This is a genomic window from Longimicrobium sp. (assembly GCF_048594345.1).
Classification (GTDB): Bacteria; Gemmatimonadota; Gemmatimonadetes; order Longimicrobiales; family Longimicrobiaceae; genus Longimicrobium.
In genome coordinates, this window is record NZ_JBMDXM010000156.1 from 23,916 (window position 1) to 37,498 (window position 13,583).

The 13,583-nt window shown below is 63.8% G+C and carries 8 protein-coding genes; 5 read left to right on the forward strand and 3 right to left on the reverse strand.

Annotation, left to right across the window (positions count from 1 at the left end; genetic code table 11):
* Positions 1-25 precede the first annotated feature (25 nt).
* Positions 26-310 (forward strand): nucleotide exchange factor GrpE, encoded by a 285-nt coding sequence (gene grpE, locus ACOJUJ_RS17080; RefSeq protein WP_420128111.1) that lies wholly within the window; start codon positions 26-28, stop codon positions 308-310.
* A 23-nt stretch (positions 311-333) separates the two neighbouring features.
* Here the strand turns inward: grpE and ACOJUJ_RS17085 are convergent, their stop codons facing one another.
* A complete protein-coding gene (locus tag ACOJUJ_RS17085) occupies positions 334-1,545 on the reverse strand; it encodes an alpha/beta hydrolase (protein ID WP_420128112.1) in 1,212 nt (403 codons plus the stop codon).
* Between the two features lie 273 nt (positions 1,546-1,818).
* Here ACOJUJ_RS17085 and ACOJUJ_RS17090 point away from each other — a divergent pair, with 273 nt between their 5' ends.
* The 4 genes from ACOJUJ_RS17090 (at position 1,819) to ACOJUJ_RS17105 (ending at position 9,564) form a co-directional block, all read left to right on the forward strand.
* Positions 1,819-2,130 (forward strand): sigma factor, encoded by a 312-nt coding sequence (locus ACOJUJ_RS17090; protein ID WP_420128113.1) that lies wholly within the window; start codon positions 1,819-1,821, stop codon positions 2,128-2,130.
* Positions 2,131-2,348: 218 nt separating this feature from the next.
* On the forward strand, positions 2,349-6,482 hold the full coding sequence (locus tag ACOJUJ_RS17095) for a hypothetical protein (RefSeq protein WP_420128114.1): 4,134 nt from the start codon (positions 2,349-2,351) through the stop codon (positions 6,480-6,482).
* Between the two features lie 529 nt (positions 6,483-7,011).
* The gene (locus ACOJUJ_RS17100; protein ID WP_420128115.1) at positions 7,012-7,779 is read left to right on the forward strand and encodes a hypothetical protein; all 768 of its coding nucleotides are present in this window, start codon (positions 7,012-7,014) and stop codon (positions 7,777-7,779) included.
* 87 nt (positions 7,780-7,866) lie between these two features.
* A complete protein-coding gene (locus tag ACOJUJ_RS17105) occupies positions 7,867-9,564 on the forward strand; it encodes a hypothetical protein (RefSeq protein WP_420128116.1) in 1,698 nt (565 codons plus the stop codon).
* Between the two features lie 210 nt (positions 9,565-9,774).
* On the opposite strand, the gene ACOJUJ_RS17110 is transcribed toward ACOJUJ_RS17105, so the two are convergent.
* Together ACOJUJ_RS17110 and ACOJUJ_RS17115 are read right to left on the reverse strand one after the other, a co-directional pair.
* Positions 9,775-11,964 (reverse strand): S8 family peptidase, encoded by a 2,190-nt coding sequence (locus tag ACOJUJ_RS17110; RefSeq protein ID WP_420128117.1) that lies wholly within the window; start codon positions 11,962-11,964, stop codon positions 9,775-9,777.
* A 257-nt stretch (positions 11,965-12,221) separates the two neighbouring features.
* A complete protein-coding gene (locus ACOJUJ_RS17115; RefSeq protein WP_420128118.1) occupies positions 12,222-13,502 on the reverse strand; it encodes an AAA family ATPase in 1,281 nt (426 codons plus the stop codon).
* Between the last annotated feature and the right edge of the window lie 81 nt (positions 13,503-13,583).

Here is a 13,583-nt window from a genome sequence, read left to right on the forward strand (position 1 = left end):
GCCGGTGGCTCGAGCGCTGATTCGCATGCGCGACCACTTGGCTTTCGCGCGGATGGACGGAAGCGGCCTGTCCCCGGACGTGGTGGAACTGGTGTACCGTGAACTGGGCGCGGCGCTGGCGCTGGAGAACGTGACGGTGCTGGAAGATGAGGGGGTGTTTGATCCGGAGTACCAGCAGGTGGTGGACCTGCGCGCCACCGCTGACCCCGCACAGGCGGACCGCGTCTGCCAGACCGTGCGGGCGGGCTACAGCGTGGGGGGGGAGGTAGTGCGGCCCCAGCAGGTCGTCATCTACGCGCGCGCGGGATAGCCCCGCGCGCCGCGGTCCGGCCGCTACGCGCCGATAACCCAGTAGCGGCCATCGTTCGTCTCCTCCGGGCGCAACCCCATCCGGCGCTCCGGCGGATTTCCGTGAAAGATCAAGTCGTGCATGTCGTGAAGCACGTCGCGTGCTTCAGCGACGTATCCATGCCCCAGCACGGTGAGGTCCACATTCGACACGTTCACCGTGTCGATGTGCGGCAACACCGTGACTGGCGGCGTGTACCCCACCCGCGGGGCCCCATGCAGCGCCAGCGACGCACTCACGGCTCGGTCGCGCGCCGATACATAAAGCGTCGCGCGCCTGCAGACGCCCTGATACGCGCGCGAAAGGTCGCGGAACACGTCGGCGTCCACGTCGGGCGCGGCGAGAATGAACTGGCCGAAGGACACCCCGGCGCGCCGCTCGGCGGTCACTAAGCTGCGGTTGACGGCCCGCAGCAGGCCGCGATTCCCCATGCTATGTGCGATCACATGCACGTGCGACGCCCCACTCTGCTCTGTGAAGCCGGTGAGGTATGCGGCTAGGGCGGCTTCGCTGGCCTCAATGCTGGCGGTGTCCGGGATGTATCCCTGCACTGTGCCCCGCGACGGCCAACTGAAAAATGCCATTGCGCGCACCTGCAGATCGAAACCCACCTGCGCCGCGCGCAGCGCCGCCTCTTGGAACGAGACGTTATAACCGTGGATGAAGACTACTGCGTGGTCTTGTCCCGCCTCCAACCCCGCGATTACCCGGCGAAGGTCCGCCCAGTGCTCATCCGCGGCAAGCGGTTCCACCGCCTGGATGCGCAAGCGGTCGTCCGTGCGGGTAATCAACCGCTTCCACCACGGCGAGCCCGTGGAACCGATTCTGTGGGATTTGGGGATGAAGACGCGGCAGCGCCCGTGGTGCACCCGATCGTCGCGCTCGGCCGAATAGCCGCGCCCGGGGTTCGCCTCGTCAACCGGTTTGCGGTTGGTGCCATACCACACGAGGTACTCCGCCCCGTCCATACGCTTTCTTCCAAGCCGCACCGTTGGCCGCAATCCTGTGATAACTTCGGCTCTCTGATCCCCGCTGTCTCCGACAATCGGTCGTAAGGCAAATACCGCCGAGACGGTGGCCCGACCTCGGTGGTCGGTCGCGGCCGTACCGGTCCAGACGACTTCCGATCTGCTCTGCCCGAACCTACAAACCACATTGATCTGGGTTGTGGGCCGCCCGAGCAGGTCGATGCTCACCTGTATCGGACCACTCGAGATTGACGGCGGCAGGTCAACGCGCAGGGTTTCCTCGTCGACCTTGCTCTCAAGCAGCAAGCGAGGGGGCACGGAGACGGAGATTCGTATCGATGTCGTGCCCGGTGCTTGGAGTAGGAGGCTAAGTGGCTCGCCAGGGTCGTACTGCAAGAGAGTCATGATAGTGTCGCACAATCTAGGATAGCGCCTCTTGGATTGTGCTACATAGTGCGCTAACGCTGCCGAGCAGACAAGAAAACCGCACATGCTGCAGAAGTGCGCGAGCCCGTACACCCGGGGACTTTCCTCCCGCTCGCCGACCTCATCAACGAAGGCAACGTCGGGATGGTGCACGCAGCCACCAAGTTCGACCCGGAGAACGGGGCGAGGTTCGTCTCGTACGTCTCTTGGTGGGTGCGCCAAGCGATCCACCGGACACTGAACGGGGCGGTAACCGTGCGCCCGAAAGGCGCGAACGAAAGAGAAGCTCCGGCGCATCCGCAAACACGCCGCGCATCAGGCGCAGCTCTACGCCCGCGAAACTATCCTCACGGAGCTCGCCGGCGCCGCCGGGGTGGAGATTCTTGATGGCCGCGCACGCCCTGAACCTGACTGGCGCGCGCCGGTCAGGCACCGACGATGATCTGCTGCTGGAGCGATGGCACTCGTCCTGAACCAAGTATCAATTTCGGCCGGCACGGCTCAGAACTTCCATCCGTCGAGACAGATCGCATGCTCTTGAAGCCTGACCGCATCGCGCGAAGGTTCGCCGTTGCCATTGGCAGCAGATCACACCCGATGCTCGCATGACCGAATGGTCCCGCCTTCAACCGTTCCGGGAAAGCAAGCGGAAGAGTTTCGAAGAACTTTGCTTTCAACTCGCCAGACGAGAGTACGGGCACGCCGGCCGATTTACCTCCATTGACGACAGCGGCGGCGGAGACGGTGTCGAGTTCTTCTTGACCCGCGCCGACGGGGATGAATGGGGCTGGCAGGCGAAGTTCTTCTATCCCAGCCCCCGGATCGGACGCAACCAGAGGCGACAGATCGAGGACTCGCTCAGGCGAGCGATCGAGTGCCATCCGCAGTTGACCAAGTGGTTCCTCTGCACACCCACCTCGTTCACCACCGGTGCGGACGGCTCGGAGCTGAAGTGGTGGAACGCACTGCAGGCGGCACACCCCGGCATCGAACTGGTCCACTGGGGCGACAGTGACCTCTCCGAGCTTCTCGCACAGCCCGCCAGCGCTGGACAGCGCGCATTCTTTTTCGGTGAGATCCCGCTCAGTCCGGAGTGGTTCCGCACCCGGCTCGCGTGGCAGCTAGCCAATCTCCGCGACCCCTTCGAGCCCGCGCTCCATGCGGTGACAGAAGCCGACATGCGCGTGCATTTCCTCGCGCAAGACCGGTTCTGGACCGCAGCACTCAAGCATACTGCGAAGGAGGCGGAATCAGTGCTCGCCTCCATGCGGATTGAGTGGCAGAAGGCCTGCGCACTGGCGGAAACTGAAGATTACCTCCCAGCAGCCACCTCGCTGCTCGCTGCCTCGGAAACGGCGCTCGCTATCCTTCATCATGTCGCGGAACATGCCGTATCCGATCTGGCGGAGAGCAACGCGCTGGTTGCGACGGCAATGGCACAGGTCGAAGAGGCGAGGCGCATCTTTGCGTGGACCGCGGTCGGCGAGTTCAAGCCCGAGATGGTGGACGGCACGGACGTGGATCCAGACCGACCGCTCCCCGGCCCTCTCCAGATCATGCTCCAGCCGGGGAGCAGGGCCGTGCAGATCCTCCAACTCCTGCACCAGTCGGCCGAGGCCCTGCGGGATTCCGGGCGGAGCGCCATGCACGTGATCGGCTCAGCCGGCATGGGCAAGACACATGGCGCGGCGCACGCGTGCCACGCTGCGATCTCGGAGGACCGGCCCGCGGTGCTTCTGCTTGGCGGGCGCTTCAGGGCAAGCTCATCGATCGAGTCGCAGATTCTGGATCAGTTGCAGATCCCCCGCTCCTATTCATGGGAAGAGTTTACTGGTGCTCTGGACGCGTACGCCGCAGCCTGCGGTTCCCCTGCGCTCCTGGTCATCGACGCGATCAACGAGGCGGAAAACCCTGGGCTGTGGCAACAGAACCTTCCTGGGCTGGAGGAGTCGATCGCGCAGCGCCCGCACGTGCGCCTCGTGACCACCTGCCGGCCGTCCTATCTGCCGGTCGTCTGGGGAGACCCACCGGCCGACATGGTGGAGGCGAAGGGCTTCACGGCAGAAGTGCTATCATCGGTCATCCAGCAGTACTTCAGCCGGTATCGGCTCGTCGTGGACATCACACTGAGTCCATTGCGCCAGTTCCAGCACCCGCTGTACCTGAAGATCTTCTGTGAGAGCGAGAACCCGAAGCGCGAGGTGCAGAAAGAGGTCTTCCTCGGGGCGCAGACGCTCTACACCGTGCTGCAGCGGTACCTGGCGACGATCAGCCGATCTCTAGCCACCAGGCTTGATCTCCGTCCTTCTGAGCGGCTCGTGGAGGACGCGCTCGCGCCACTATGCAATCAGCTATGGGAAAGCGGCCGGCGCACACTTCCGATCGATGATGCAACTCGCCTCCTGGACGGTTCCCATCCCACAGGGTGGGAACGATCTCTCACCCGGGCTCTCCTCGACGAGGGGCTGCTGATCCACAAGGACCTGAGCCAAAGCGAAGGAGAACAGGTCGGCTTCACCTATGACCTCCTCGGCGGCTACCTGATCGCGCGTCAACTGCTTGCCGACGTCCGCCAGCGAGGGCTCGGGGATCTCGTCTCCTCGGAGCCGCTCCTCACGCGGCTCGCGTCGGTAGATGCCGAGAGAAGGCACCCACTGTCCGAGGACGTGGTGCGGGGCCTGGCCGCCGCCGCGCCTTCGAGCACCGGCGCGCACCTGTTCTCTGTCACAGACAACCCGGTTCTTTGGAACGCCGGGGTGCAAGCTCTTTTCGAGATGAATCCGGCGTCGATCACAGCTCGTGAGGCTGGCGTGGTCGCTGCCTTGTTCTCGGACCCAGCGAATCGGGACGTGCTTCTCGAATTGGCCCTCAACACGGCGCTCAGCCCGAAGCATCCGCTCAACCTGAGGCTATGGGACCAGCTGCTCCGCGGGTTGAGCATGCGCGAGCGCGACTTGGCGTGGGGTGTCCATGGGCAGCAGACCCTCCATTTCTGGGAATGGCTCGCAGCCGAAACCGAGCGCACCTGCCGATCGGACCGTTCGCGGGGGGCCCACACATCCGAAAAAATGGAGCTTGCCGCCCTGGGGCTCAGATGGCTGCTCACAAGCACGGTTCGTGGCCTCAGGGACCGGGCGACGCGCGCGCTGTACTGGTACGGGCGGCGCCATCCCGATCTGCTCGCTGCGCTCACGCTCGACTCTCTGGCCATCAACGATCCGTATGTACCTGAACGCTGTCTGGCCGCGTGCTTCGGGGTGGCGATGGCCTTCTACGCGGATCCGGCGGCGCGAATATACCAGGGAGATGTGCTGCCCCGGCTCGCCCGTGACCTGTATGCAGCCATGTTCGCCCACGCAGCACCGCATCCTTCCACGCACGCACTCCTGCGAGACTCAGCCTCCGGAGTCCTGGCGCTGGCCGCCAGGATCGATCAAGACCTCTTCACCAGGCACGAGCTTGACCGCGCAGCCGCTCCCTTTCCGCGTGCGGGAGGGCGCGCTGACGTCGACCGCTGGGGACACGCGGACGACAGAGACCGGGACCGGTATCGGGACGGGAACGAGCCCATGCACATGGACTTCGCCAACTACACGGTAGGGGGCTTGGTACCCGGGCGGCAGCTGTATAACAACGACCACCCGGAGTACCGCAAGGTGATGGGCCGCCTCCGGTGGCGGATGTATGACCTGGGATATCGGTTCGACGCCTTCGGGGAGCTGGATACCCGCACGGAAACAGTTGCACTCATGGCACCGGCCGCCGAACCGCGACCCTACATCGAGCGATTTGGGCTGAAGTACGCATGGATCGCGTTCTATGAACTCTACGGCTGGCGTCTGGACCGTGGCTTACTCCCGGAGGGCTATCATGAGCCGCGGCTGCGGCCCGCCGAGGTGGACCTCGATGCCAGCTTTCCAGATCCGCCACGCAGCCTCCGCGTGGTCAGCAGCAGCCTCCTGCCCGATCAGCTCACGCCTCTGCGCGAGTGGGTCGCGCGTGGGGCCGTCCCGGAGGTTTCCTCATGGCTCACGGCCGAGATCATCGATGGACAAAGTGGTCCGTGGATCCTCCTGGACGCGGTTCTCGACGAGAACGATCCTTTGACAGGTCAAGGGATGCTCGTCATGGTTCGTACTGCAACAACAGCAAAGCGTGATGCCGCGGCGCTTGCGCGCGAACTGGCAGGCGTGGACCCCGGGCATCGAGGCCTGCCTGACCCACCCCAGGATCGCCACACCTACGCTGGCGAAGCGCCCTGGCGGAACACCTTCCCCCCAACCGAACCGACTCCGGTTTCACTGGCGCACTCCAGGACCGGTTCCGGGCGCACCTTCAAGGTGCGTTCTCTCATCCGGTACAACGCTTGGGATGCACACCATTCCGAGATCACCGCCAACTATCAAACCGCCGTTCTCGACAAGGAGATCGCGGAGAGCCTGGGGCTCTGGATAAGGCTTCCTTCGTGGGATTTCCACGAACCGGGCGGGCGCAGGGCTACGATCTCACTCCTCTACCAGGACGGCACCACGAGACACGCCATGACGTGGATCCGGCAGGACCTTCTGGAGAGTTGGCTCAATGGGGAGCGGCAAGCCCTTATCTGGGCTGTTACGGGCGAGCGCAAGCGCTCCGTCCAGCATCCCACCTTCACGCGGGATCCTGATCCCGGACCTCACTACCATGCGTTTGCGGAGGTGTATCGCTGGCACCGCCGCCACCCCGTTCGCGTTGGTTGACCCTGGCCCCCAAGAACTAAGGCGACCTGCATGGCAACGCACAGAAAGCTTGCGAAGTGAAGGCAAAATCCTCTACCTAACAGGATGGCCGTGAGCTGCCGGGTAATCGAGTTCCACGTATCGATCTACTCGCTCCACGGCAGGACCAGGGGGTTCACTTTCATTATGAGGGAGCAAAATGCGTCACTTGATGCACCGCGCACTCGCAGCACTCGCGCTCGTGTTCGCAGTCGGGAGCCCATTGGAAGGGCAGTTCGCATCTGGAGAAGCCCTCGCAGCCGAGCTTGTACCGCAGCTAAACCAATCGGCATCAGTTGTCGTCGTAGCGACGGTGAACGACCAGGTGGATTGGTCGGGACGGCTTTCTCCCTTGGCCGATGATCTCGCTGCCGCTATCCGCACACGCGGAATCGCGATTCGGACCCTAAGTGACCCCTCCCTTCAAAGCCTTGCCCGCCAGAGCTTTGGCGCGAGGGGCCCTGTCACGCGGACTAGCATTGGCAGCTTCGGCCGGGCGGCCGGCGTCGGAATGCTGCTCCTGCTGGCGCTTGCTGATATAGAGGAATCGAGGACCAGCATCACGACCTCTATCCACGCCATCTTGGATGGGGTGGTCAGGGAGGTCTGGCGTACCCGGACTCCGTGGCGGTTCCACGACGGCACGGTCAGCGGACCAGGGCAGTACGTACGTGCATGTACTGGGAACCTGCTGGTGAATGGGAACTTCGAAAGACACTGGAGCACCGGCTGGAACCGGACCTACGGGGACATCGAGCAAGGGGCAAGCGTCACCGAAGTCATCCGCGGCGCCGACAGTCACGTGCTTCACATGAGCCATGTTGGACGTTCGCACGTGACCATCCAGCAAACTGTCTCCGTACCGCTGGGACGCATCCTCTTCGGGTACGAAGGGAAGTTCAACGCTAGAGAGGGTGGAATCATCGGGATCTCGGGGACCGGAAACGCAGGCTTGAGCTTGACGCTCTTGGATTCCAGCCACCGGCCGCTGGGGCAGATGTACGCCGGAAGCTACATCAACATCTGGGAAGGATCTGCTTTCGCCGGGGCACCAGAGGCTCCCCGAAGCACAAATCGTTTCAACTTCAATCGGTTGCCAAACGGCGAAACCCTACGGGAACGCGTGGATGTTACGCGCATCGTCATGGATCGGATGGGGCAGGTCGATCTGAGTCAAGTTGCGTTCGTCACGGTCGCGGTCTCCGTGGGGGCGAATGACAGACGTGCCAGTGCGGAAGCATGGGTCGACAACTTCTCTATTGAGGTTTGTCCGCGGTAGCGAGCGACGGCCAACATGGTGCTGGAGCGACCACTCGTACCGGACACTTAGTTAGGAACAGCGGAAACGCCGCTCAAAACTGAACACATGCGGAGCAGCTTACGACGATTATACCTGCTGGGCGAGTTCGACTTGGTTTCGAGCGTGCGTATCCACCTATACGCCCATGAAAACAGCGATCAGCTTCATTACACTGAGACGCACGAGCTTAGCCATCAGAGTTTGGCGTCAAGCACCACCCACGGTCACGTACAGCAACTGCTCGCGCTGGTGATCACGCAGATGCCGCCGAGCCGCGTTCCGTGGAGTTCCAGGGCACGCGAAGTACTCGATGTAGTGCTCGACGGCAGTTGGAACGTGGACGAGGGGTACGCAGTATTCCGCGAGTTCGACCTGCAGCAGCGCTACTCGCTCGATGTACGTTCTGCCGCGCTTCAACCCGACTATCTCGCCGCCTACGAGTTGATTACAAGTCCGCTGGCAGCACTCGGCCCCGCATTCGCCGGATTCGAGTGGCTAGTCGTACGCGCGCTTGCCGAAGCCGCCCTCAACACAGACGTACTTCTCCAGGCACCGTTTGACGACCGATTCCCGGATGCGGTGTCAGCCTTGATGTGCGACGCTGCATATCGACCTGATGATAGGCTGCAGCAACTTGCATCTGCGCTCGCGCGAAATCCGTTCTCGACGGAACTTGGCTGGCTGGTGCACCAGCAGGTGATCGAGTCCGCGATCGCTCATGGCCTGCCGACCGATGGCCCACCGGCGGAAGTCTATCGACGCGCTACCGAGAGCGTTGCAAAGCAGAACCTCGACTTCATTGAGGATGTGGATCGGCGGCTCACCGAGCCGGTAGAGCACGCGCTGGCCGCTATCTGTCCAGGGGTGCGTTTCGTAGGCGCCTACGAGGCCTACCGCAGTCGCGAAGCGCACAGCGAGGCCGGCCGCATCTATGCCGAGAGTTGGGGGCTGGAGATGCCGGAGCAGCAGCGCCCTACGCACGCCCAACTCGCACTTTCGCGAGCGGATGTAGAGTACGAGGTCAAGATCCCGCTCTCCACTACTCACATCCTCCATCCACTGGCCGGGGAAATAGCAGTGGAGGCGATGGTAAAACACTACCGTGGGTTCATCATCACCGTAGGGCCCGCGAGTGTCGTGCTGGAAGAACAGTGGCTCACGTTGCTCGTGATTCCCCTTGAGCGCGTTCCCGACTCACCGCCAAGCGCAGATCACTGGATGCTTTCGGACATGCGCATGAGGTTATACGGGCCCACGGCGGATGTGGAAGCCTGGTTCCGCCGCTTTAAATCGCACCCGGTCGTAGCCATACTCGACGAGGCGGCGTTGGATCTCGAGAACTGGACGGCACACTCGGTAGTGCGTGCACTCAACCCGCTGCCTGTCGTCGTGCTTCCGTACTGGAAAGGGTCTTGGCTGCTTGCGTTCCTACGAGAATGGAGAAGGGTAGGTGTACGACACATCGCCCTTATCGGCCTTACGGGCGACCGGCTACTGCATCTGCTGGTGCGCCTGAATACCGGAATCGACATTGTTATCCGCGTGTCATTGTACCTTATGGGCGTGTTACGCGTGCACTACCCCGACGTACACGCATTTTTGGAAGAGGAGATGGAGAAGGTGGACCCAGCCTCGCTCCCCCCTCGCGCGTTCCTCGACCTGCTGGTGGCGGGCGACAGGGCCGGTGCGTTCTCCCCGGCCCGCGATACCGACGAAGCGGTTTTCGTCGACGCGCCGTTTGATGCCCGTAGAGGCAGGCCGTAGTGTTCACGACCAGTCTGACGTATCACGGCATTTAACTGAGCATTTGCCTGTCCGGGCCGCAGGGCCTTGTCCATGAGCGAGCTTGCCAAGTGAGCAGAATGAGTGCGTGGGCGCCGCCACGTAGACTTCTAAGCACCGAGCGAGTTGGATGCAAATCCGCCCTCGGATGCGAAGTGCATCCGAGGGCGGATTACCTGCCGCGACGACCGTTCAAACCCGGAGTTGAACCTGGGCTTGGATCGGCGCGAGTAGAGGGAATTGTTGGCTGACCAGCCCATACAGATCCACGGTGGCGCGCGTGCTAACGGTTACCAGCATCGCATACGGAAGCGCATCCACATCCCGCTTGATAACGCCACCATCACGCGCGATGTAGTTTAGCTCGATCGTCGGCTCGATCAGCGTCCTTGCCTCCAGCCGCGAGAAGCGTTGCTGCACGACGGTCTCCCATTTGCCTCCCTCCCTCCGACCCTGCTCTCGTCCCAACATCCGGGGTGCAGACTTCGACACTGGCATTCGACTCTGCACGTATCCCTGCCTTATGAAGCTTCGGGCGAGGTCGCGCTCCTCCCGGATATCCGCCTCCCCCATCTTCTTGTTGTTCCTCGCCGGATCATTGAAGCTGTACCGGTAGCGGTGCGGACGGAAGAGCACCTCGCATCCAGCCATCGTGTACTCCACCGCGTCGCGCGGCGCGATCGGAGCCGTGATGCACAGGGTCCACCACAGCTCGAGCTGCGCGTCGGCCGGAAGACCCGCAGGCACTGGCAGGCGCAGCCCAGCGACTCCCTCGCGGTTGAGCCGGTCTTCGTACACCACCGTCACCGAGTTGCGCGCCCCCACCCACACATCATCGTAACGCTCTCGGAAACGGCCATACCCAATCTGGTTGAGATCATGGTTGCGCGTGCTGCGCGTCGCATGGTGGATTGCGAACGCTCGGAGGAGTTCCGGTGACGCACGGGTCGGCCCGATCTCGGCCAAGAGGCCTGTCAAGCCGTGCGTCACCAGCGGGGCGGCAAAGCTAGTCCCCTCCATGATCCCAAGCGCACCGTGCGGAAGAACGCCCACGAAGGGCGCCGACGGCAGGACCCCGCCGAACGCGACACCTGCCGGCTGGACCCGCGCCCCCCACCGGCCTGGCCCCTGCGAGCTGTACGAAGCCCTGACTACCTGGCGCCCATCGCGGTCCACACACGCCCCCACTCCGAGACCATTCACCATGTCGGCCGGCACTTGGACGCGGTGCAGGCCTGATTCCGCGTCCAGATGACCATCATTGCCGGCGGCGGTTACGAACAGAACTCGCTTCTCGCGGGCGAGCGCGTCGAGGGTGCTCGTCCACGCGTCTGGCTCGCCAGCCTCATCCACCGCCATGCGCGGTCCCACGCTCAGGTTGACCAGCGCGTAGTCGCCAGCACGCACCTCGCGTTCGATCTCGCCCAGGAGCCAGTACAGCTCGCGGTCGATATCGTCCGGTCCGTGCGCAGCGGCGTACGGTAGCGGAAGCACGCGGAAGTGGTCGACGAACACATCCGGCCGGGGGACGGTAGCATCGGCCCGCACGTACCCGTACAGGGTTGTTGTCGTCACCGCTGCGCCATGGGCCACATCCTCGTCTTCCGGAGGCTCCGGGGAGAGCTCGAACTGACGCACGAACGGCCGGACGAACGGACAGGACTCGTCCACGCCGCCATCGAAGATGGCGATCCGGGTAGCGCTCCGGGGAGTTGCCCGCTCGTCTGGAGGCGTCAGCTCGAACGGTCCGTCCACCGCGCGAGTGACCGGAACCCGCAGCGGCCTCACCTTGGGCATGATCCTGATGCAGCGCAGCGGATTGAAGCGCGCCACACGCGACAATGACTCGGCCGCCAGAGAGACCGGAATGAAGCTCATCCCGTCGACGGTTCGTACGTCGTCCAGGTCGATCGCGCCTCCCTCTGACCTGACCAGCGCCTCCCATTTGGCGAGGACGCTGCGAAGCTCCCGGGAAGCGTTGACCGAGCGTGATCTCACGGGGTGGAGCACCGCTTCCCACGTGAAGACCTCGCCCGTCCCCAGCTCCACACGCGACCGGATGACGTCCTCGGGGGGCGCGAGGCGCATCTCGTCCACACGAACCATGCTCTCCCAGAACCGCGGAGCCGCCGCCTCGGGCTCCGCGCCGACAAGGCGCATCAACCGCGTGTAGCTCTCGTCCGGGCCGGCAAGGAGCAGGGTCTTCGTGGGGTAAGTCTCCTCGGAATCCCGCGTCACAAGCCGACCGGGGGAATTGCGGCTTCCGACCAGTTCGAACCCAGCCGCGCGGATCAGCTCTGCGGGGTGATGACTGCCGGCAAGATAGTTGGCCAGCAGTCTCGTCTCGAAGACGACGTCGGTCCCACGCAGCTGCTCCGGCATGCTGCGGACGGCGATCTGCAGGCCGTCAACCTGAGGGAGGAGCCGAGCCCGGGCTTCGCGCGGCGTGTACGGCTCGAACTTGTCCCCACCCCCACCCGCTCGATCGACGTCGACGGGGTAGTTCTCCCCGCCCACAAGGAACGGTCGCCGGGCCTCCGCAGCGCCGGACCCAGCACGTAGATCCGCGGGCGGTCGAGCCCTGGATCCGCGCGCTTCAGCACGATCAGCCATTAACTGTCTCCGTGTAAGTGACTACGTCAGGTGATAGCAGGCTCGTTGCCTCCGGCAGTCCCCTTCACACGGGATCTCGCGCGGCGCTTGGCCGGCCCGGCCGAGTCTGCGCGTTTTAGCCAGGTGCCCACTGTCGGGTGTGTGACTCCGAGCATCTGGGCGATGGAGCGCTGGGTCCATCCTAGTTCCTGATGGGCAATACGAGCGATTCGCTCCGCGTCCGCGCCGCCGCTGCCGCCCCGAGCGATTTCGGCGCGGGCGGCATCGGCCAAGCAATGGTCCATGCTGCGGCCGGATAGTGCGGAACTCCTCAAGGTCCCACGGACTAAGCGAGCCAGATCAGACCCTGACATGCCCTCTGTCGCCAGGGCGCAGAATTCGATAATCCTGTCGTTGGCCGCAGCGTCCCCCCAAGTACTCCCCGAGAGGGCCTCGGTCAGGATACGCCGCCGGCGGCTGGTATCCGGAAGATCGAGCGCGATCACAACGTCAAACCGGCGCCACACCGCAGGATCCAGCAGTTCCGGGTGGTTCGTGGCGGCGAGGAGCAGCCCGTGCTCAGGCCATGTCTCCAGTTCCATCAGGAGAACGTTCACGATGCGCTTCAGCTCGCCGACATCGCTCTGATCATCCCGCCGCTTGGCCAATGCGTCGAACTCGTCCAAGAGGAGCACGCAGGCGTGTTCGCGGGCGAAGTCGAGCACTTGGCGGAGGTTCTGGCCGGTCTTGCCCAAGAAGCTCGACATCACGGCGGCAAGATCCACCGTCACGAGTGGGAGCCCCAGGTCAGCTGCTATGTAGCGGGCCGTCATGGTCTTCCCGACACCCGGGGCGCCGGTGAGAAGCACCGTTCGGCTCGGTGCCACACCAGCCGCAGAAAGCGCTTCGCTCCGCCGCCGTTCCTGCAGCACGGATGTGATCGCCTCCAGTGCTTCAGTTCCTAGCACGGGCGCTTCAGCTGCCACGCCCGTTTCGACTCTTGCAAGCCGCAGCGCGCTGCCCGCATCGAAAGGGATATCCGCAGGCTGCGGACTCCGCGCGCCGCGCTGGGCGGCGGGTGCGGTGCTACGCCCACGCGAAGCGGTATCTTCCCGGAGCGCGGCGGGGGCGGCGCCACGACGAAGCGCAGGACGCACCGCGTCCTGCTGCAGGAGGAGATCTCCGATGGCGGCCCTGAACTCGCCTTCCGGGCCATCGCCTGCGGGGGCCCGCTTGAGCAGGCGGCGCGAGTATTGGCGCACGGAATCCACGTCTCCGCGCATGCCCATCCGCACCAGGTCGACGATTGCGCGCTCTAGCTCATTCATGTGTGGAATCTGGTAAGCAAAACCACTCTAGTCAAGGTTTGCTTACCAAAGGATACGAAAGTAGCGTTCAGAGGACAGCTG